The 19820-nt window shown below is 70.6% G+C and carries 19 protein-coding genes and 2 pseudogenes; 17 read left to right on the forward strand and 4 right to left on the reverse strand.

Translation table 11 applies throughout. The annotated features are described in order from the left end of the window. Positions 1-10: 10 nt before the first annotated feature. Positions 11-814 carry an inositol monophosphatase family protein gene (locus ACTVZO_RS30355; protein ID WP_443301350.1) on the forward strand — a complete coding sequence of 268 codons (804 nt, stop codon included), beginning with the start codon at positions 11-13 and terminating at the stop codon, positions 812-814. A gap of 78 nt (positions 815-892) precedes the next feature. Here the strand turns inward: ACTVZO_RS30355 and ACTVZO_RS30360 are convergent, their stop codons facing one another. After that, a complete protein-coding gene (locus tag ACTVZO_RS30360; protein WP_384225627.1) occupies positions 893-1066 on the reverse strand; it encodes a hypothetical protein in 174 nt (57 codons plus the stop codon). A gap of 259 nt (positions 1067-1325) precedes the next feature. On the opposite strand from ACTVZO_RS30360, the gene ACTVZO_RS30365 reads away from it, so the two are divergent. The 4 genes from ACTVZO_RS30365 to ACTVZO_RS30380 all read left to right on the forward strand — a co-directional run bounded on the left by ACTVZO_RS30365 (position 1326) and on the right by ACTVZO_RS30380 (position 4853). Continuing rightward, positions 1326-1979 carry a response regulator transcription factor gene (locus tag ACTVZO_RS30365; protein WP_030008767.1) on the forward strand — a complete coding sequence of 218 codons (654 nt, stop codon included), beginning with the start codon at positions 1326-1328 and terminating at the stop codon, positions 1977-1979. A 5-nt stretch (positions 1980-1984) separates the two neighbouring features. Beyond that, positions 1985-3226 carry a sensor histidine kinase gene (locus tag ACTVZO_RS30370; RefSeq protein WP_443301351.1) on the forward strand — a complete coding sequence of 414 codons (1242 nt, stop codon included), beginning with the start codon at positions 1985-1987 and terminating at the stop codon, positions 3224-3226. A 382-nt stretch (positions 3227-3608) separates the two neighbouring features. Continuing rightward, a complete protein-coding gene (locus ACTVZO_RS30375) occupies positions 3609-3905 on the forward strand; it encodes a DUF4193 domain-containing protein (RefSeq protein WP_443301352.1) in 297 nt (98 codons plus the stop codon). Between the two features lie 12 nt (positions 3906-3917). Further along, positions 3918-4853, forward strand: coding sequence for a hypothetical protein (locus tag ACTVZO_RS30380; RefSeq protein ID WP_443301353.1), 936 nt, complete (start codon positions 3918-3920; stop codon positions 4851-4853). A 71-nt stretch (positions 4854-4924) separates the two neighbouring features. On the opposite strand, the gene ACTVZO_RS30385 is transcribed toward ACTVZO_RS30380, so the two are convergent. Further along, a complete protein-coding gene (locus ACTVZO_RS30385; protein WP_443301354.1) occupies positions 4925-5380 on the reverse strand; it encodes a DUF3093 domain-containing protein in 456 nt (151 codons plus the stop codon). Positions 5381-5438: 58 nt separating this feature from the next. Here ACTVZO_RS30385 and ACTVZO_RS30390 point away from each other — a divergent pair, with 58 nt between their 5' ends. From ACTVZO_RS30390 to ACTVZO_RS30420, 7 genes are all read left to right on the forward strand, one after another. Next, entirely contained in the window at positions 5439-6023 is a 585-nt protein-coding gene (locus ACTVZO_RS30390; RefSeq protein WP_443301355.1) for a PaaI family thioesterase, read from the forward strand. After that, on the forward strand, positions 6023-6559 hold the full coding sequence (dut, locus tag ACTVZO_RS30395) for a dUTP diphosphatase (protein ID WP_384225613.1): 537 nt from the start codon (positions 6023-6025) through the stop codon (positions 6557-6559). Before ACTVZO_RS30390 ends, dut begins: the two co-directional genes overlap by 1 nt. A gap of 1 nt (position 6560) precedes the next feature. Beyond that, the gene (locus tag ACTVZO_RS30400) at positions 6561-7352 is read left to right on the forward strand and encodes a DUF3710 domain-containing protein (RefSeq protein ID WP_443301356.1); all 792 of its coding nucleotides are present in this window, start codon (positions 6561-6563) and stop codon (positions 7350-7352) included. 176 nt (positions 7353-7528) lie between these two features. Next, complete coding sequence (locus ACTVZO_RS30405; protein WP_443301357.1) at positions 7529-10102, forward strand: DUF4118 domain-containing protein; 2574 nt, start codon at positions 7529-7531, stop codon at positions 10100-10102. Continuing rightward, positions 10099-10785 (forward strand): response regulator, encoded by a 687-nt coding sequence (locus ACTVZO_RS30410; protein ID WP_443301358.1) that lies wholly within the window; start codon positions 10099-10101, stop codon positions 10783-10785. Before ACTVZO_RS30405 ends, ACTVZO_RS30410 begins: the two co-directional genes overlap by 4 nt. A gap of 25 nt (positions 10786-10810) precedes the next feature. Beyond that, a complete protein-coding gene (locus tag ACTVZO_RS30415; RefSeq protein ID WP_079154374.1) occupies positions 10811-11230 on the forward strand; it encodes an OB-fold nucleic acid binding domain-containing protein in 420 nt (139 codons plus the stop codon). Between the two features lie 4 nt (positions 11231-11234). Then, positions 11235-11966, forward strand: a complete 732-nt coding sequence (locus ACTVZO_RS30420) for a DUF3159 domain-containing protein (protein WP_443301359.1) — start codon at positions 11235-11237, stop codon at positions 11964-11966. 94 nt (positions 11967-12060) lie between these two features. Here the strand turns inward: ACTVZO_RS30420 and ACTVZO_RS30425 are convergent, their stop codons facing one another. Together ACTVZO_RS30425 and ACTVZO_RS30430 are read right to left on the reverse strand one after the other, a co-directional pair. Continuing rightward, positions 12061-12723, reverse strand: a complete 663-nt coding sequence (locus tag ACTVZO_RS30425) for a potassium channel family protein (RefSeq protein WP_384219053.1) — start codon at positions 12721-12723, stop codon at positions 12061-12063. Further along, the gene (locus ACTVZO_RS30430; RefSeq protein ID WP_443301360.1) at positions 12720-13388 is read right to left on the reverse strand and encodes a potassium channel family protein; all 669 of its coding nucleotides are present in this window, start codon (positions 13386-13388) and stop codon (positions 12720-12722) included. Before ACTVZO_RS30430 ends, ACTVZO_RS30425 begins: the two co-directional genes overlap by 4 nt. 241 nt (positions 13389-13629) lie before the next feature. Between ACTVZO_RS30430 and ACTVZO_RS30435 the strand changes: the two genes are divergently transcribed. The 5 genes and pseudogenes from ACTVZO_RS30435 to ACTVZO_RS30455 all read left to right on the forward strand — a co-directional run bounded on the left by ACTVZO_RS30435 (position 13630) and on the right by ACTVZO_RS30455 (position 19774). Beyond that, positions 13630-15684, forward strand: coding sequence for an APC family permease (locus tag ACTVZO_RS30435; protein WP_443301361.1), 2055 nt, complete (start codon positions 13630-13632; stop codon positions 15682-15684). Between the two features lie 129 nt (positions 15685-15813). Beyond that, positions 15814-17151: a class I SAM-dependent RNA methyltransferase gene (locus tag ACTVZO_RS30440; protein WP_443301362.1), complete on the forward strand. Its 1338-nt coding sequence runs from the start codon at positions 15814-15816 to the stop codon at positions 17149-17151. Between the two features lie 308 nt (positions 17152-17459). Further along, a pseudogene (locus ACTVZO_RS30445) lies at positions 17460-18382 on the forward strand (DUF5655 domain-containing protein). 270 nt (positions 18383-18652) lie between these two features. Beyond that, positions 18653-18997 carry a hypothetical protein gene (locus ACTVZO_RS30450; RefSeq protein ID WP_443301364.1) on the forward strand — a complete coding sequence of 115 codons (345 nt, stop codon included), beginning with the start codon at positions 18653-18655 and terminating at the stop codon, positions 18995-18997. A 7-nt stretch (positions 18998-19004) separates the two neighbouring features. Then, positions 19005-19774: pseudogene (locus tag ACTVZO_RS30455) on the forward strand (transposase). Positions 19775-19820: the final 46 nt, after the last annotated feature.

The raw sequence follows: 19820 nt of genomic DNA on the forward strand, positions 1-19820 counted from the left end.
ATGAGGGACCTTGATCTCCGATGACCTGAAGGCCGAACTGCTCGACGTGGCCCTGGGCGCCGCCCGGCAGGCCGGGGCCCTGCTGCGCGACGGCAGGCCGGCCGATCTGGCGGTGGCCGCGACGAAGAGCAGCCCCATCGACGTGGTGACCGAGATGGACATCGCGGCCGAGAAGCTGATCACCGGCATCCTCGCCGAGCGCCGGCCCGACGACGGCCTGCTGGGCGAGGAGGGCGCGGACAGCCCCGGCACGAGCGGGGTGCGGTGGATCGTCGACCCGCTGGACGGGACCGTGAACTACCTCTACGGCCTGCCCAGCTGGGGCGTGTCCATCGCGGCCGAGTACCGGGGCGAGACCGTGGTGGGCGTCGTGGCGGCCCCGATGCGCGGGGAGACCTACCGCGCGGTGCTGGGCGGCGGGGCCTGGCTGGGCCCGGCGCGCCTCGCCTGCCGGCCCGCGGCCCCGCTGGACCAGGCCCTGCTCGGGACCGGCTTCGCGTACGTCCAGACCCGGCGCGCCCACCAGGCCGAGGTCGTGGCGCGGATCATCCCGGTGGTGCGGGACATCCGGCGGGGCGGGTCGGCGGCGCTGGACCTGTGCGACGTGGCCGCCGGACGGCTCGACGGGTACTACGAGCGCGGGCTGAACCCCTGGGACCTGGCGGCGGGCGACCTGATCGCCCGGGAGGCCGGGGCCCTGACCGGCGGCCGGCCGGGGGAGCCCGCCTCGGGCGAGCTCACGCTCGCCGCGACGCCCGCGGTCTTCGCCTCGCTCCAGCCGCTGCTGGACGAGGCGGGAGCCTGGCACGACTGACCGGCCCGCGGCAGCGCAAGAGTGAACCCCGGCCGCCCTGAGAGGGCGGCCGGGGTTCGGGCCGTGCGGAAACTCGGGTCAGGAGGCGGGCACGGAGACCGGAACGCCGTGCTCGGCGGCGAGGCGCTGGAGATCCTCCAGCTCCGCCTGTTCCACTTCCGCGAGGAAGTCGTCGCCCGCCTCGCGGGCCTGCCTCAGGTCCGACTGCGTGGCCCTGATGCGCTGCAGGAGACCCGCGGTGAATGCGTCCATGGTGGGTTCGCCCCCTCTTCGTGGCTTCGGCGGCGGCACGTGGCAGTCCGCCGTCAGGGAGTGGATGGGGTGTGCTCACGTCCTCCCCGGCACCCTGGGCCCAGAAACCTCGTAAGACGAGGGAATCCTCACCTCCGCCCGGAACCGCCCGTGGCTGCACCCTGCGAGCAGCGTCTTACAGCCGGTTTACGGCCGAAACGGGCAGGATGGGCGACGCAACACACATGTGCCCTGCTGGGCTCGGAGGAAGGAAATCGACGTGCGCGTACTCGTCGTCGAGGACGAGCAGCTGCTCGCCGATGCGGTGGCCACCGGACTGCGCCGGGAGGCCATGGCCGTGGACGTCGTGTACGACGGCGCCGCCGCCCTGGAGCGTGTCGGCGTGAACGACTACGACGTGGTCGTGCTCGACCGGGACCTCCCGCTCGTGCACGGCGACGACGTCTGCCGGAAGATCGTCGAGCTCGGCATGCCCACGCGCGTCCTGATGCTGACCGCCTCCGGCGACGTCAGCGACCGCGTGGAGGGTCTGGAGCTCGGGGCGGACGACTACCTGCCCAAGCCCTTCGCCTTCACCGAGCTGACCGCCCGCGTGCGCGCCCTGGGGCGGCGCACCACGGTCGCGCTGCCGCCCGTACTGGAGCGGGCCGGCATCAAGCTGGACCCGAACCGGCGCGAGGTGTTCCGTGAGGGCAAGGAGGTGCAGCTGGCGCCCAAGGAGTTCGCGGTGCTGGAGGTCCTCATGCGCAGCGAGGGGACCGTGGTCTCCGCCGAGCAGCTGCTGGAGAAGGCCTGGGACGAGAACACCGACCCCTTCACGAACGTCGTGCGGGTGACCGTGATGACCCTGCGCCGCAAGCTGGGCGAGCCCCCGGTCATCGTCACCGTGCCGGGCTCCGGATACCGGATCTGACGGGCGTGCCAGCCAACCCGGCGCCACCGGTCGCGCCACCGAAACCGACCTGGGACCCCGGCCAGCCCGAGGGTCCTTTCCCTTGGCTGCGGCCGACCATCCGCATACGCCTCACGCTGCTGTACGGCGGGATGTTCCTGATCGCGGGCATCCTGCTGCTGTCGATCATCTACCTGCTGGCGGCCCAGGCCCTGCGGGAGGGCAACGCGCCCCCGTTCCAGATCGTCGGCGGCGAGGTGAAGGTCACCAGCAGCACCTGCCCGGGCGTGGTGGGCCAGCTGACGCCCAACGAGTTCAACGCCGCGATCGGCCAGTGCATGCTGGAACAGCGCCGGCACGCCCTGGACGACCTGCTGAGCCGCTCGCTGATGGCCCTGCTGGGCCTGAGCATCATCGCCTTCGCCTTCGGCTACGCGATGGCCGGCCGGGTGCTCTCGCCGCTGGGCAAGATCACCCGTACCGCCCGCCGGGTGGTCGGGTCCGACCTGACCCGGCGCATCGAGCTGGACGGGCCGGACGACGAGCTCAAGGAGCTCGCCGACACCTTCGACGAGATGCTCGACCGGCTGGAGCGGGCCTTCACGGCCCAGCAGAGGTTCGTCGCGAACGCCTCGCACGAGCTGCGGACCCCGCTCGCGATCAACCGCACCCTGCTGGAGGTGCACCTCTCCGACCCCGGGGCGCCGCTCGAGCTCCAGCAGCTCGGCAAGACCCTGCTCGCCACCAACGAGCGCAGCGAGCAGCTGGTCGAGGGCCTGCTGCTGCTGGCCCGCAGCGAGAACCAGATCGTCGAGCGCAAGCCCGTGGACCTGGCCGAGGTCGCCTCCCGCGCCCTGGACCAGGTGCGCGGGGAGGCCGAGGCGAAGGGCGTGGAGATCCGCGGCGAGCGCGCCCTGGCCGTCATCCAGGGCAACGGCGTGCTGCTCGAGCGGATCGCCCTCAACCTGGTGCAGAACGCCGTCCGGTACAACGTGCCGGAGGACGGCTGGGTGGAGGTCACCACCGAGGCCCAGCACGGCCAGGCCGTCCTGCTGGTGTCGAACACGGGTCCCGTGGTTCCCGCGTACGAGGTGGACAACCTCTTCGAGCCCTTCAGGCGGCTGCGTACGGAGCGCACGGGCAGCGACAAGGGTGTCGGGCTCGGCCTCTCCATCGCGCGCTCCGTGGCCCGCGCACACGGCGGACGGATCCAGGCGATCCCCCGGGAAGGCGGTGGACTCGTGATGCGTGTCACTCTTCCCATGTGAGCCCTCCACCCCGTGTTCGCTTTTGGCTGAATACCTGCACCATGAAGCCAACCGGTCCTGTGTGATCGATCACATGTCCGAGTGTCGGACCATGTGCGTTCTGTGACCCCATGGCGGCCGGAAAGCCCGGGACGTCCGGGTTTCCGGCCCCCCGGATGGCGGGAAATACACGGGGTGGCGTTTGTGCAAGACGGCCCCCGGACCGTGTACGGTCCCGGTCGTCATCCCAGCCGATTGCCCGTTCCGGCAGGCGGCTGGGTGTCGATTGAGTAACAGACCTTGATGTGAGGCAAAATCTCCGCCTCAGGTCGGGCACAAGTCCGGCCTCTCGCGCGTTACGTGCGCTGAGACACCGCTAACACCCAGAGGGGGAGAGCGAACAATGGCAACGGACTACGACACCCCACGCAAGACCGACGACGACGTCGACAACGACAGCCTTGAAGAGCTGAAGGCCCGGCGTAACGAGAAGTCGACCTCGTCCGCGGACATGGACGAATTCGACTCGGTCGAGAGCATGGAGCTTCCCGGCGCGGACCTCTCCAACGAGGAGCTGGCCGTCCGGGTCCTGCCGAAGCAGGCCGACGAGTTCACCTGCATGAGCTGCTTCCTGGTGCACCACCGCAGCCAGCTGGCACGTGAGAAGAACGGTCAGCCGATCTGTCGCGACTGCGACTGAGAGGCGTCGGCCGTGGCTGGCTCGACACCGTTTCGGAAGCGCCGCTTCCGAAAATCTGGTGATCCGGCGGAGGCGCAGGCGGGAACCACGGACCCGGTCACGAGTCCTGGAACCTCCGGCGGCTCCGCCACGGATAGCGCCATCGTGCCCTCCGACACCGCCCCGGCGGTGCCGTCGGCCACAGGAGTCGGCGAGGAGGCCCGGCAGAGGTCCGGGGCTCGTCGGCTGCGAGCAGTCAGGAACGGTGTACGCAAGGGCGGCGAAAGTGTCAGGGACGCCGCCCTGTACGTCACCGACAGAATTATCGAGAACGCACCGCGCGTTCCGGTTCGGGACCTCGCGACCCTGCGCGCCCAGTTCCCGGGCCTCGGCCCCGATCAGCTTGCCGACAAGCTGATCCACGGCGCCGCCAACGCCACCTCCACCGTCGGCGCGGGCATCGGAGCGGCGGCCATGCTGCCCGTCCCGCCCGCCATGCCGGCGGAGCTGGCCGCGGAGATCACCGGCGTCGCCGCCATCGAACTGAAGCTCATCGCCGAACTCCACGAGGTCTACGGCCTGCGCCCGCCCGGCACGGTGGGGCAGCGCAGCTTCGCGTACCTGACCTCGTGGACCGAGGAGCGCGGCGTCGACCTCACCAAGCCCACGACGCTGAACGCGGCCCTCGGCGGCCAGATGAAGCGCGAACTGCGCCAGCAGATCATGAAGCGGATGTTCCGCAACCTGCCCAACCTGATGCCGTTCATGGTCGGCGCCGCGGTGGGTGCGGTCATGAACCGCCGCGACACCCGCAAACTCGCCGAGAAGGTCCGTGGGGACCTGCGCGGCCGCGCCGTGGCCTGGGACGCCCTGCCTCAGCTCCCGCCCCTGGAACGGCCCTCCCAGCCCCTTCCCGAGGCCACCAGGGCCGCACTCGAGGGTCCCGGACGCCACGGCACCGGAGCCTGAGGGCCCGACCCCCCGGACCGCCGGGCGGAACAGGAGACCGGACCGGACCGGAGCCGGGACCGGAGCCGGGATCAGCCCTTCGCCGCGAGGATGGCCGCCCGCAGGGCCTCCGGCTCGCGGGTGGAGACGTACACGTACGGGGTCGGGTCCGCCGCGTCGGTCACCTCGACGCGGACCGCCGTCGGCACGTAGCTGCGCATCAGCATGAAGGCGCGGGTGTCGGCCTTGTAGGTGCGCCAGGCGCGCGACTCCTCGGCGTCCAGGATCTCGGGGTCGCCCAGGGCCGCCACCGGGATCCGGGCATCCCCCGCCGCCAGGGCGCCGTTCACCACGCGCACGCGCGCGGAGCCGTACGAACTCACCAGCAGCCCGGCCAGCCCGGTGCCCCCGACCAGACCGGCCAGCAGCGGCAGCGTGCCCAGCGGCAGCAGCATCAGCGCGCACGCGAGGCCGCTGAGTACGGCGATGCCCCACCAGGAGCGGGGGGCGGTCAGACGTTCGTCGTGGTGCGCGGTGGAGAGCTGCATGCGCTCAAGCCTGCCACGAGGCGACCGGCGGGTAGCCGCGCGGGTAAGGTCTGCGGCTGTGAGTGGACGAAACACAGCGTTGACGCCGCCGGCCGATGCCGCCGCGCCGGTCCGGCACCCCGACGCGCCCGCACCCGGCGAGCTCCTCGGCGCGCACTACGAGCACTGCTTCGGCTGCGGCGGGGGCCAGCCGCACGGACTCCACCTGGAGGCCCGTGCGGGTGAGGGTGTACGCGTCAGCGCCGAGTTCACCGTCAAGCCCGCGCACCAGGGTGCCCCAGGTCTCGCCCACGGCGGCGTGCTGGCCACCGCGCTCGACGAGACGCTCGGCTCGCTCAACTGGCTGCTGCGCGTCATCGCCGTGACGGGCCGGCTGGAGACCGATTTCGTACGGCCCGTTCCGGTGGACACCGTGCTGTACCTCGACGCCGAGGTCACCGCGGTGGCCGGACGGAAGATCTACTGCAGCGCGGTCGGCCGGATAGGCGGGCCCGAGGGGCCGGTCGCCGTGCGCGCCGACGCGCTGTTCATCGAGGTGAAGGTCGACCACTTCATCGAGAACGGTCGGCCCGAGGAGATCCAGGCGGCGATGGCCGACCCGGACCAGGTCAGGCGCGCCCGCGCCTTCGAGGTGAACCCCTGATGTCCCTGAACGATCATGCCCCCGTCGACGTGCTGATCCGCCGTGTCGACCCGGAGGTGCCCCTCCCCGCCTACAGTCACCCCGGTGACGCCGGCTGCGATCTGGTGACCACGCAGGCCGCCGAGCTGGAGCCCGGCGAGCGGACCGTACTCCCCACCGGGGTGTCCATCGCCCTGCCCGACGGGTACGCGGCCTTCGTGCACCCGCGGTCCGGCCTGGCCGCCCGCTGCGGGCTCGCGCTCGTGAATGCCCCCGGGACGGTGGATGCCGGGTACCGTGGGGAGATCAAGGTGATCGTGGTCAATCTCGACCCTCGCGAGAGCGTCCGGTTCGAGCGTTTCGACCGCATTGCCCAGCTGGTTGTCCAGCGGGTCGAGAAGGTGCGCTTCCACGAGGTGGCGGAACTTCCCGGCTCGGCCCGGGCCGAGGGGGGTTTCGGCTCCACCGGCGGCCATCCGGCCGTGGCCGGATCCGGCGCTGGTCAGCAGGGTGGGAATGGCTACGCTTCGGTCGTAACCGACCGGGAAGGACAGTGACGTGTTCGGACGTCGCAAGAAGAACGACTCCGCCAAGGACGGCGGCGCGGCCGAGCAGGTCGATGGCCGTGTGTCCGGCCTGGACGCCGGCGAGCAGGACGGCGCCGAGGAGCTCGACGCGGACCAGCCGCGCCGCGTGAACCTGCCCCCCGCCCCGCGGCCCGACGGCCCCTGGGACGTCTCCGAGGTGCTCGGCGACCCGGCCGACGGCCGGGTGGACCTGGGCGGCATCTTCGTGCCCGGCGTCGAGGGCATGGAGCTGCGGGTCGAGGTCGCCGGTGACGCGATCGTCGCCGCGACCGTCGTCCTGGGCGACAGCGCCGTACAGCTCCAGGCCTTCGCCGCACCGCGCAAGGAAGGCATCTGGGGCGAGGTCCGCGAGGAGATCGCCGCGGGCATCACCCAGCAGGGCGGCATCATCGACGAGGTCGAGGGTTCGCTGGGCTGGGAGCTGCGCGCACAGGTTCCCGTACCGCTGCCGGACGGGCAGACGGGCGCGCAGCTGGTCCGCTTCGTCGGCGTCGACGGTCCGCGCTGGTTCCTGCGCGGTGTCATCTCCGGCCAGGGCGCGGTGCGGCCCGAGTCGGCGGGTGTCCTCGAGCAGATCTTCCGCGACACCGTCGTGGTCCGCGGTGACGGCCCGATGGCTCCCCGCGACCCGATCGTCCTGAAGCTGCCCAACGACGCCCAGATGGTGCCGGACGGCGTGCAGGCGGAGGACCAGGAAGGCTCCCGCTTCGGCGGTGGCATGGGACAGCTGGAGCGCGGTCCGGAGATCACCGAGGTCCGCTGACCCACCAGGTCACGGCCCCTCGGGGGCACTTTCCGCTCCGGGCCGGTGGGACCTGCCGTTCCGGTGGGGCCCACCGGCCTTCGCGCGCCCGCAGGCCGCGTCAGGGATCCGTCAGGGATGCGCGTCCGGGCCCCCATCGGTGCGTGCACGGTGCGGGCGTCCCCGAGAATGGGCGCATGGGACGCGGCAAGCTCAGGATCTATCTCGGCGCGGCACCCGGTGTGGGCAAGACCTACGCGATGCTCTCCGAGGGCCACCGCAGGGTGGAGCGGGGCGCCGACTGCGTGGTCGGTTTCGTCGAGCACCACGGGCGGCCGCGTACGGAAGTCATGCTGCACGGCCTGGAACAGGTGGCGCGCAAGGAGCTGACCTACCGCGGGGCTGCCTTCACCGAGATGGACGTGGACGCCGTCCTCGCCCGGCGGCCCGCCATGGCGCTCGTGGACGAGCTCGCGCACACGAACGTGCCCGGCTCGCGCAATGCCAAGCGCTGGCAGGACGTGGAGGAGCTGCTGCGGGCCGGCATCGACGTGGTGTCGACCGTCAACATCCAGCACCTGGAGTCCCTCGGGGACGTGGTGGAGTCGATCACCGGGGTCCGGCAGCGCGAGACCGTGCCGGACGACGTGGTGCGCCGCGCCGACCAGATCGAGCTCGTCGACATGTCCCCGCAGGCGCTGCGGCGGCGGATGGCGCACGGCAACATCTACAAGCCGGACAAGGTCGACGCGGCCCTGTCCAACTACTTCCGCCCCGGCAACCTGACCGCCCTGCGCGAGCTCGCGCTGCTGTGGGTGGCCGACCGGGCCGACGAGTACCTCCAGCAGTACCGCGGTGAGCACGGCATCCGTTCCACCTGGCAGGCGCGGGAGCGGATCGTCGTCGGGCTCACCGGCGGGCCGGAGGGCCGCACCCTGATCCGGCGGGCCTCCCGGATCGCGGCCAAGGGCTCGGGCAGCGAGATCCTCGCCGTCTACATCGCCCGCAGCGACGGGCTGACCGCGGCCTCGCCGAAGGAACTCGCCGTCCAGCGGACGCTGGTCGAAGACCTGGGCGGAACGTTTCACCATGTGATCGGCGACAACGTCCCCGACGCCCTCCTCGCCTTCGCCCGCGGGGTCAACGCCACCCAGATCGTGCTCGGCTCCAGCCGCCGCAAGGCCTGGCAGTACGTCCTCGGCCCCGGCGTCGGCGCCACCGTCGCCCGCGACTGCGGGCCCGACCTCGACGTCCACATCGTCACGCACGAGGCGGTGGCCAGGGGACGCGGCCTTCCCGTGGTCCGCTCGGCTGCCCGGCTGGGGCGGCCGAGGATCGTGGCGGGCTGGGTGGTGGGCGTGCTCCTGCCCGTACTGCTCTGCCTGCTGCTCACGCACATCGACGCGGACCTCGGACTCGCCAACGACATGCTGCTGTTCCTGGCGCTGACGGTGGCCGCCGCGCTGCTGGGCGGCCTCTGGCCCGCCCTGGCCTCCGCCGCCGTCGGATCGCTGCTGCTGAACTACTTCTTCGCCCCGCCCCTGCACCGGTTCACGGTCTCCGACCCGAAGAACATCGTCGCCATCACCGTCTTCTTCGGGGTCGCCGTCTCCGTGGCCTCCGTGGTGGACCTGGCGGCCCGGCGCACGCACCAGGCGGCGCGGCTGCGCGCCGAGTCCGAGATCCTCTCCTTCCTGGCCGGCAGCGTGCTGCGCGGCGAGACCAGCCTGGACGCGCTGCTGGTCCGGGTGCGCGAGACCTTCGCCATGGAGTCCGTGGCCCTGCTGGAGCGCGAAGGCGAGGTCGAGCCGTGGCGGCGGGCCGGCAGCGTCGGCCCCGACCCCGTGGACCGGCCCGAGGACGCCGACGTCGACATGCCGATCGGCGACCACATGGCGCTGGCGCTGTCGGGGCGGGTGCTGCCCGCGGAGGACCGCCGCGTGCTCGGCGCCTTCGCCGCCCAGGCGGCCGTGGTCCTGGACCGGCAGCGGCTGGTCGGGGAGGCCGAGGAGGCCCGACGGCTGGCCGAGGGCAACCGGATCCGGACCGCACTGCTGGCCGCCGTCAGCCACGACCTGCGGACGCCGCTGGCCTCCATCAAGGCCTCGGTGACCTCCCTGCGCTCCGACGACGTGGACTGGTCGGACGAGGACCGGGCCGAGCTCCTCGAAGGCATCGAGCACGGCGCCGACCGGCTCGACCACCTCGTGGGCAACCTGCTGGACATGTCCAGGCTCCAGACCGGCACCGTCACCCCGCTGATCCGGGAGATCGACCTCGACGAGGTGATCCCGATGGCGCTGGGCGGCGTACCGGAGGACAGCGTGCTGCTCGACGTGCCCGAGACGCTGCCCATGGTGGCCGTGGACCCCGGGCTGCTGGAGCGGACCATGGCCAACGTCGTGGAGAACGCCGTCAAGTACAGCCCGCCGGGGCAGCGGGTACTGGTGGCGGCCAGCTTCCTCGGCGACCGGGTCGAGGTGCGGGTCGTCGACCGGGGCCCCGGAGTGCCCGACGAGGCCAAGGACAGGATCTTCGCCCCCTTCCAGCGGCACGGGGACGCGCCTCGCGGGGCCGGGGTGGGCCTCGGGCTCGCCGTGGCCCGCGGCTTCACCGAGGCGATGGGCGGCACCCTCGCCGCCGAGGACACCCCCGGCGGCGGGCTGACCATGGTGCTGACCCTGCGCGCGGTGGCGCGGGACGGGGCGCACACAGTGGACCGTGATCACGACCGTGATCAGCTGATACGACAGAAGGCAGGACCTCAATGACCCGGGTGCTCGTGGTGGAAGACGAGCCGCAGATCGTCCGAGCCCTCGTGATCAACCTGAAGGCGCGCAAGTACGAGGTCGACGCGGCCGCCGACGGAGCGACCGCCCTGGAGCTCGCCGCGGCCCGCCACCCCGACGTGGTCGTCCTGGACCTCGGCCTGCCCGACATGGACGGCATCGAGGTGATCAAGGGCCTGCGCGGCTGGACCCGGGTGCCGATCCTGGTGCTCTCCGCCCGCCACACCTCCGACGAGAAGGTCGCGGCCCTGGACGCGGGCGCCGACGACTACGTCACCAAGCCCTTCGGCATGGACGAGCTGCTGGCCCGGCTGCGCGCCGCCGTCCGCCGGGCGGAGCCGTCCGCCGGCTCCGGCGAGGACGAGGTGGTCGTGGAGACCGAGGGCTTCACCGTGGACCTGGCCGCGAAGAAGGCCGTGCGCGAGGGCCGCGACGTACGGCTCACGCCCACCGAGTGGCACCTGCTGGAGGTCCTCGTCCGCAACGGCGGCAAGCTGGTCAGCCAGAAGCAGCTGCTGCAGGAGGTCTGGGGGCCCTCGTACGGCACGGAGACGAACTACCTGCGGGTCTACATGGCGCAGCTGCGGCGCAAACTGGAGGCGGACCCCTCGCACCCCCGGCACTTCATCACCGAACCGGGCATGGGATACCGCTTCGAGAGGTAGTGGGCACGCCGGTACGCTTCCTGTTATGAGTGCTGAACCGCGTCCCGAGAAGCCCGCGAAGCCGGCCAGGCCGGTGGGCCGGTTCCGCCGGATGATTGAGCGGCTGTCCACCTCCCAGGAGGAGCTGCATTCGGCGGAGCTGCAGGAGGACGCAGAAGCCGCGGGGTGCACGCGGATCTGCGACTGCCACGACCGGCAGATAGTCAAGGTGACCGGCACCCTGCGCACGGTCACCCTGCGGCCGCGGGCCGGCGTCCCCGCCCTCGAGGCGGAGCTCTTCGACGGCTCGGCCGCGCTGGACGTGGTGTGGCTCGGGCGTCGCTCGATCGTGGGAATCGAGCCCGGCCGGCGCATGATCGCCTCGGGCCGGATCTCCATGACCCACGGCCGTCGGGTGCTCTTCAACCCGAAGTACGAACTCCGACCGCTCGGACAGGAGCACTGAACCGGTGACGTCACTCGACAAACCGACCACCCCGGAACCCGGCGGCGCCGGGGCTCCCGCCGATGACCAGAGCGCGGTGACGCAGGCGGCGCTGTTCGACGCCTTCGGCGGCATCCGCGGCACCGTGGAGACGATGCTCCCGGGGCTGCTGTTCGTCATGATCTACACGATCAACCGGGACGTGAAGCTCTCCGCGATCGCGGCGGGCGCGGTCGCCGTGCTGCTGGTGATCGTGCGGCTGCTGCGCAAGGACACGGTGAAGCACGCCTTCAGCGGGGTCTTCGGCGTGGGCGTGGGCGTGGCCTTCGCCCTGTTCACGGGCAGCGCGAAGGGCTTCTACCTGCCGGGCATGATCTACGGCGCCGGACTGGGCGTGGCCTTCACGGTCTCGGCGCTGGTGGGCTTCCCGCTGCTGGGCGTGATCCTGGGGCCGGTGTTCAAGGAGAACCTGTCCTGGCGCACCCGCAACCCCGGCCGAAAGAAGGCGTACGTCAAGGCCAGCCTGGCCTGGGGCATCATCTTCCTGGCCAAGTACGCGATCCTCTTCCCGCTGTACTGGTGGGGCGACGCGACGCAGCTGGGCTGGGTACTGATCGCCCTGAAGCTCCCGCCGATGGTCCTCGCGGTGTACTTCACCTGGCTCTTCCTGGCCAAGGCCCCGCCGCCGATCGACGTGATCGCGGAATGGGAAGCCAAGGAGGCCGCCGAAACCGCGGCCCGCGAAAACCGCACGTAGCCCGGCGGCGGCGGAGCCCGGGCAGCACGAAGGGGGCGGGGCGACCACCAGGTCGCCCCGCCCCCTTCGCCGTGCGCGCGTGCCGCCCGCAGGGCTACCGGCGGGCCTGCAGCAGGTCCTCCAGCTGCTCCTCCCGGGCCTGCGCGGCCACGAACAGGAGCTCGTCGCCCGGCTCCAGGGTCTCCTCCGCGTGCGGAGTGAGCACCCGGTTGCCCCGGATGATCGTGACCAGCGAGGTGTCCTCGGGCCAGGTGATGTCGCTGATCTGGGTGCCCGCGACCGAGGAGTCGGAGGGCAGGGTCAGCTCGACCAGGTTGGCGTCGCCGTGGCTGAAGCGCAGCAGCCGCACCAGATCGCCGACGCTGACGGCCTCCTCGACCAGGGCCGACATCAGGCGCGGCGTGGACACCGCGACGTCGACGCCCCAGGACTCGTTGAAGAGCCACTCGTTCTTCGGGTTGTTGACGCGGGCCACCACGCGCGGGACCCCGTACTCGGTCTTGGCGAGCAGCGAGACGACGAGGTTGACCTTGTCGTCGCCGGTCGCCGCGATGACCACGTTGCAGCGCTGCAGCGCCGCCTCGTCCAGCGAGGTGATCTCGCAGGCGTCGGCCAGCAGCCATTCGGCCTGCGGCACCCGCTCCACGGAGATCGCGGTGGGCGCCTTGTCGACGAGGAGCACCTCGTGCCCGTTCTCCAGCAGCTCGCCCGCGATGGAACGTCCCACCGCGCCTGCCCCGGCGATCGCGACCCTCATGCGTGTGCCTCCTCGGGCCCGTCGGCGAAGGCCGCCTCGACCTTTTCGATCTCGTCCGTGCGCATCATCACGTGGACGAGGTCGCCCTCCTGGAGGACGGTCGCCGACGTGGGCAGCATCGCTTCGCCCAGGCGGGTGAGGAAGGCGACGCGGACGCCGGTCTCCTCCTGGAGCTTGCTGACCTTGTGCCCGATCCAGGCGTCCGCGGCGTGCACCTCGGCGAGCTGCACACCGCCGCTCGGGTCGCGCCACAGCGGCTCGGAGCCCGAGGGCAGCAGCCGGCGCAGCATCTGGTCGGCGGTCCACCGGACGGTGGCCACGGTGGGGATGCCGAGGCGCTGGTAGACCTCGGCGCGCTTGGGGTCGTAGATGCGGGCGGCGACGTTCTCGACTCCGAACATCTCCCGGGCCACGCGGGCGGCGATGATGTTGGAATTGTCACCACTGCTGACGGCGGCGAACGCCCCCGCGTCCTCGATCCCGGCCTCCCTCAGGGTGTCCTGGTCGAAGCCGACCCCGGTGACGCGGCGGCCGCCGAATCCGGCCCCCAGCCGGCGGAATGCTGTGGGGTCCTGGTCGACGACGGCGACCGTATGCCCCTGCTGTTCCAGGGTCTGCGCGAGGGCGGAACCCACTCTTCCGCAACCCATGATGACGATGTGCACGGCCGTCCTTCCGGCTGTCAGCGGCTCGCTGGTGTCCAGCCTCATTGCATGCTCTGGTTAAACAGGGTCTCAGACCGTGGCCCAAGCTACACACGGGCGGTCACCAGTGGGACCTCTTCGGCGCCGTCGCGGGGGCGTACAGCGGCGTATGGATGGCATATACGCTGCATATAGGCGGCGCAATGGCGTGCGGCGGGGTGCGGGTTCGTCAGTCCGATTTCGAACGCTTACGATCCTCTGCGTGTCCAAACTGACCGACGTGCCCAAACGGATCCTGATCGGCCGGGCGCTACGCAGCGACCGCCTCGGGGAAACCCTCCTTCCCAAGCGGATCGCCCTCCCCGTCTTCGCCTCCGACCCGCTCTCCTCCGTGGCATATGCCCCGGGCGAGGTCCTGCTGGTCCTGTCGATCGCGGGCGTGTCGGCGTACCACTTCAGCCCGTGGATCGCGGTCGCGGTCGTCGTGCTGATGTTCACCGTGGTCGCCTCCTACCGGCAGAACGTCCACGCCTATCCGAGCGGCGGCGGTGACTACGAGGTCGCCAACACCAACCTCGGACCCAGGGCCGGCCTCACGGTGGCGAGCGCCCTGCTCGTCGACTACGTCCTGACCGTCGCGGTCTCGATCTCCTCCGGAGTCGAGAACCTCGGCTCCGCCGTCGATTTCGTCATCGAGCACAAGGTGCTCTCGGCGATGATCATGATTCTGCTGCTCACGCTGATGAATCTGCGCGGTGTGAAGGAGTCCGGAAAACTCTTCGCCATCCCGACCTACGTGTTCGTCGGGGCCGTCTTCGTCATGATCGCCTGGGGCGCGTGGCGGGGCATCGTCGTCGGCGACACCATGGAGGCCCCCACCGCGGACCTGGAGATCAAGCCCGAACACCAGGGCCTGGCCGGCTTCGCCCTGGTCTTCCTGCTGCTGCGGGCCTTCTCCTCCGGCTGCGCCGCGCTCACGGGCGTCGAGGCCATCAGCAACGGCGTCCCCGCCTTCCGCAAGCCCAAGAGCAAGAACGCGGCCACCACCCTGCTGCTCATGGGCGGCCTGGCCGTCACCATGTTCTGCGGGATCATCGGCCTGGCCATGGCCACGAACGTGCGGATGGCCGAGAAGCCCGCCGTGGACCTGCTGAAGGACGGCGTCCCCGTCGGCGACGGATACGTGCAGAACCCGGTGATCTCCCAGGTGGCCGAGGCCGTCTTCGGCAGCGGCAGCTTCCTCTTCATCGTGCTCGCCGCGGCCACCGCGCTGGTCCTGTTCCTGGCCGCCAACACCGCCTACAACGGCTTCCCGCTGCTCGGCTCGATCCTCGCCCAGGACCGCTACCTGCCGCGCCAGCTGCACACCCGCGGCGACCGTCTCGCCTTCTCGAACGGCATCGTGCTCCTCGCGGGCGCCGCCATGCTGCTCGTGTGGGTCTACGACGCGGACTCGACCAAGCTGATCCAGCTCTACATCGTCGGCGTCTTCGTCTCCTTCACGCTGAGCCAGATCGGCATGGTCCGGCACTGGAACCGCCACCTGAAGTCGGAGCGCGACCCCGCCGCCCGCCGCCGCATGCACCGCTCCCGGGCGATCAACACCTTCGGAGCCTTCTTCACCGGCATGGTGCTCGTCGTCGTCCTCGCCACCAAGTTCACGCACGGTGCCTGGGTCGCCCTGCTCGGCATGCTGATCTTCTACGGCACGATGTCCGCGATCCGGAAGCACTACGACCGCGTCTCCGCCGAGATCGCCGCCGCCGAAGGCCCCAGCGACGACAGCGTGCGGCCCTCCCGGGTCCACTCGATCGTCCTGGTCTCCAAGGTCCACAAGCCCACGCTGCGCGCCCTGGCCTTCGCCAAGCTGACCCGCTCCGACACCCTGGAAGCACTCAGCATCAGCGTCGACCCGGCCGAGACCAAGGCCCTGCGCGAGGAGTGGGACCGGCGCGGGATCAACGTCCCGCTCAAGATCCTCGACTCCCCGTACCGCGAGATCACCCGCCCGGTGGTCGAGTACGTGAAGGGCCTGCGCAGCGAGAACCCGCGCGACGCGGTCAGCGTGTACATCCCGGAGTACGTCGTCGGGCGCTGGTACGAGCACCTGCTGCACAACCAGAGCGCGCTGCGGCTCAAGGGCCGGCTGCTCTTCACGCCCGGTGTCATGGTCACCTCGGTGCCCTACCAGCTCGAGTCCTCGGAGCTCGCCAAGAAGCGGGCCAGGAAGCGCCAGGACTGGAACGCCCCGGGCGCCGTGCGCCGCGGTCCCGTCGACACCCCGCGGCCCCCGAACGACTCCGCGTCGAAGGTCTGACGGGCCGGTGCGCGGCCCGGTGCCGGGCCCGGTACCGGGTTGGTGAACGGCCGGACGAGATCCACGTAAACTGGTGGGTCGGTCGTCCGGCCGTTCCCCTTTGATCCACTTTCTTGGAGTCTCCCCACCATGACGAGCGCCGAGCAGAACGAGAAGCAGTCACTGGTCGGGGAGGAGTACGAGGTCGAGGTCGGCCCCGTCGCGCACGGCGGGCACTGCATCGCCCGTACCGAGGACGGCCGCGTGCTGTTCGTACGCCACACGCTGCCCGGTGAGAAGGTCGTCGCGCGCGTCACGGAGGGCGAGGCGGACTCCCGCTTCCTGCGCGCCGACGCGATCACCGTCCTCGACGCCTCCAAGGACCGCGTCGAGGCCCCCTGCCCGTACGCCGGCCCCGGCAAGTGCGGCGGCTGCGACTGGCAGCACGCCAAGCCCGGCGCCCAGCGCCGGCTCAAGGGCGAGGTCGTCGCCGAACAGCTGAAGCGGCTCGCCGGGCTCACCCCGGAGGAGGCCGGCTGGGACGGCACGGTCATGCCCGCCGAGGGCGACAAGCTGCCGGCCGGGCAGGTCCCGCAGTGGCGCACCCGCGTCCAGTACGCCATCGACGAGGACGGCCAGGCCGGCCTGCGCAAGCACCGCTCCCACTCCGTGCAGCTGGTCGACCACTGCATGATCGCGGCGCCGGGCGTCAGCGAACTGGGCATCGAGCAGCAGGACTGGCCGCAGATGGCCTCGGTGGAGGCCATCGCCGCCTCCGGCTCGGGCGACCGCCAGGTGGTCCTCACCCCGCGCCCCGGCGGCCGCCTCCCGCTGGTCGAGCTCGACAAGCCGGTCTCGGTCCTGCGCGTGGAGGAGAAGGACGGCGGAGTCCACCGCGTCCACGGCCGCCCCTTCGTCCGCGAACGCGCCGACGGCCGCACCTACCGGGTCGGCATGGGCGGCTTCTGGCAGGTCCACCCGCAGGCCGCCGACACCCTGATCAAGGCCGTCATGCAGGGCCTGATGCCGCGCAAGGGCGAGATGGCCCTCGACCTCTACTGCGGGGTCGGCATCTTCGCGGGCGCCCTCGCCGAACGCCTCGGCGAGACGGGCGCGGTGCTCGGCATCGAGTCGACGAAGCGCGCGGTCGAGGACGCCCGCCACAACCTGGCCGACTTCCCCCGCGTCCGCGTCGAACAGGGCAAGGTCGAGCAGATCCTCCCGAAGACCGGCATCACCGAATGCGACCTGGTCGTCCTGGACCCCCCGCGCGCCGGCGCCGGCAAGCAGACGGTCCGCCACATCGCGGGCCTCTCCGCCCGCCGCATCGCCTACGTGGCCTGCGACCCGGCAGCCCTGGCCCGCGACCTGGGCTACTTCCGGGAACACGGCTACAAGCCCCGCACCCTCCGCGTCTTCGACCTCTTCCCGATGACCCATCATGTCGAGTGCGTCGCAATCCTTGAACCTGTTGGAAAGGGCCTCTGACCGGGTTCGGGTAGTGGGCGTTGTGGGCGATATCTTGACGCAGATTTGACGCTCGTGACGCACGCCCAGCACTTTTTCTGATGAGGCGTCAGCATGAAAAAGCCGCGTTCCGCGCCAGGGTGAAGTCCTGGTGCGGAAGGCGGCTTCTTCGTGCCCGTCGTGCTTGCCGAGGCGCCGACCCGGCCCGAGTTCACGGACTCAGTCCAGTTACATACGGTGACATCCGTGGCCGCCCTCCCGGCTATCCGGTGTGCCGTAAATAGATCTGACTGGCTGTGTGTTGGCGGTAGGTCGGTACGGAGGGGGAGGTGCCGGGCCTGAAGTTGTTCAACACGAAGAGCGGCGTGACCGAGGTTGCGCCGCGTCTGGCTGAGGTCGAAGCCGATGTGCAGGACCTCGTCGAGGGGCACATGCAGACAATGCTCGGGGTCTGGTTCCTGGCGAGCGAGTGCAGCACCGGACCGGTGCACGGCGGCCGGATCGACTCGTCGGGCATTGACGAGAACGGCGCACCGGTGATCGTCGAGTACAAGCGGGGAACCGACGCGGGAGTCATAAACCAGGGCCTCTTGCACATGGCCTGGCTGCTCGATCACCGGGACACGTTCCGGCACCTGGTCCGCGACCGGCTCGGGCCCACGTCGCGGCCCAGGTGCTGTGGAGCGCACCGAGGCTGATCTGCGTGGCTGGCGATTTCACCCGCTACCACATCCACGCCGTCCGCGAGCACCGGCACGCCATCGACCTGGCCCGCTACCGGTACTTCGGCAGCGAGTACGTCGGCCTTGAGACGGTGGCCTCCTTCGCCGGCCGTGCTGCGGCACCGAAGGCCGGAAACCGGAGTCGGGGTACGGCGAAGGCGCAGCGCACCGGGACGGAGGCCGGGGTCATGGCGGAGCTTGCCGCTGCGGTCGACGAGGTACTGCTCGGGCTCGGTGAGGACCTTACGAAGGTCTCGCAGCAGACCTACACCGCCTACCGGCGCATGCAGAACTATGCGTGCCTGGTCCCGCCGAGGAAGGCCAAGCCGGTGGTCTACCTGAAGGCTGACCCGGTGACGGTCGACCTCGTGCCCGGCTTCGCCCGCGATGTGACGGGGCTCGACCACCACGGCACCGGCGACCTGGAACTCACGCTTCAGTCCGAACGCGATCTGGAGCGCGCGGTCGAGTACATCCGCCAGAGCTACGCGGTGGCATGGCCAGGCTGGGCTGGGCCGTCGGGTGCTTGATGGCTGGGGCAGGGGTGGCGGTGGTCTATTGATCCCGACAATCCCCGGTTTGGCTGACGGGGGCTTCGGTGCTACTGTCCGCGCCGCACTGTGGAGGCTGGCCACCTAACGAGCTCGTGCATGGTTGGCTGAAGTCTCACGGGGAACTTCATAAGGGCTGTCCCGCAAACGCCGGTTCAGCCTGTTGGTGGAGGGATCTGTGGTCCCTGAGCTGAGGTTTCAATCGATATCGCCGCGACTTGGACCCCGCACCTGTGGCAGCCTGCGAACATGTCATGGGAGCTGCGAGAACATGCAGGCCTTCACTACGCCGCCCTGTTCCACGACGCCTTGCCAGGCGATGCCTGGTCTGTCGAGCTGAGCGAGGCTCGGCCTACGTCGGCCAGGGGGACCGAGAACCCCGAAGCCGTGGTGACCCACTTGCCAGGCGCTGCTGTCTTGCGGGCCCTCGTCCCGGACGAGGGCCCGCATCTGGAACCGACCGTCCGCATCTTCAGCCCCGACGAGCACGTCGTCCCCTACGAGATCATGCGGTGGTTCATGGAGCAGGTGGCCAACCAGGTTGAACGCTGCCGCATCGCGTTCGAGCAGGGAGGGCCGAAAGCGGTGGAATGATCACGCAGTGACTGGTGTGATCACGGCGCCGGAGCCTTCCCGGATACCCCCGTTCAGCGGACTGCGCCCACGGCAGTTCGGCAGGCTGATCACCGCGTCACGACGCGAGGGCGCAGACGCGGTTTGCAGGGGCCGGCCATGGAGCCTGCCGCTGGAGGACCGGGTCCTGCTTGTCATTGCATATTGGCGAACAAACCTGACGCTGCGGCAGCTCGCCCCGCTGTTCGAGGTATCGAAGTCGGCCGCCGACCGCATAATCGATCACCTCGGTCCGTCGCTCGCGCTCCAGCAGCGTCGGCGGTTCCGCAAGGACACCGTGCTGATCGTGGATGGAACTGTCGTCTCCATCCGCGACCACAGCGTCGCCGAGCAGTCGAAGAACTACCGGTACTCCACCAACCACCAGGTCGTCATAGATGCAGACACGCTGCCCGTCGTCGTGGTCGGCCAGCCACTGCCGGCCAACCGCAGCGACTGCGAGGCGTGGGAGCTGTCTGGGCGAAGGGTGCCGTGGGCAAGACGACCGTGATCGCGGACGGCGGCTACCGGGGATACGGCCTGGTCATCCCGCACCGCCGTGAACCGCGCCATGCCGCACTCCCGGCCTGGAAAGAGGAACACAACACCTCCCACCGCAAGGTCCGCGCACGCGTCGAGCACGCCTCCGCCCGCATGAAGACCTGGAAGATCCTTCGCGACTGTCGCCTGAAGGGCGACGGCGTCCACCACGCCATGCTCGGCATCGCCCGATTGCACAACCTCGCCCTCGCCGGGTGACGGAGGCAGGGCGCAGGCCATCCATCACGCCGGAGATCATTTACGG

The sequence above is a fragment of the Streptomyces sp. IBSNAI002 genome (assembly GCF_052244475.1).
Classification (GTDB): domain Bacteria; phylum Actinomycetota; class Actinomycetes; order Streptomycetales; family Streptomycetaceae; genus Streptomyces.

What these genes read in the sequence shown, in the direction of transcription:
- ACTVZO_RS30360 (WP_384225627.1), bottom strand. Translation starts at nt 1,066, where the DNA reads ATGGACGCATTCACCGCGGGTCTCCTGCAGCGCATCAGGGCCACGCAG.
- ACTVZO_RS30375 (WP_443301352.1), top strand. Translation starts at nt 3,609, where the DNA reads ATGGCAACGGACTACGACACCCCACGCAAGACCGACGACGACGTCGAC.
- ACTVZO_RS30385 (WP_443301354.1), bottom strand. Translation starts at nt 5,380, where the DNA reads ATGCAGCTCTCCACCGCGCACCACGACGAACGTCTGACCGCCCCCCGC.
- dut (WP_384225613.1), top strand. Translation starts at nt 6,023, where the DNA reads ATGTCCCTGAACGATCATGCCCCCGTCGACGTGCTGATCCGCCGTGTC.
- ACTVZO_RS30405 (WP_443301357.1), top strand. Translation starts at nt 7,529, where the DNA reads ATGGGACGCGGCAAGCTCAGGATCTATCTCGGCGCGGCACCCGGTGTG.
- ACTVZO_RS30410 (WP_443301358.1), top strand. Translation starts at nt 10,099, where the DNA reads ATGACCCGGGTGCTCGTGGTGGAAGACGAGCCGCAGATCGTCCGAGCC.
- ACTVZO_RS30415 (WP_079154374.1), top strand. Translation starts at nt 10,811, where the DNA reads ATGAGTGCTGAACCGCGTCCCGAGAAGCCCGCGAAGCCGGCCAGGCCG.
- ACTVZO_RS30425 (WP_384219053.1), bottom strand. Translation starts at nt 12,723, where the DNA reads ATGAGGGTCGCGATCGCCGGGGCAGGCGCGGTGGGACGTTCCATCGCG.
- ACTVZO_RS30440 (WP_443301362.1), top strand. Translation starts at nt 15,814, where the DNA reads ATGACGAGCGCCGAGCAGAACGAGAAGCAGTCACTGGTCGGGGAGGAG.
- ACTVZO_RS30450 (WP_443301364.1), top strand. Translation starts at nt 18,653, where the DNA reads ATGTCATGGGAGCTGCGAGAACATGCAGGCCTTCACTACGCCGCCCTG.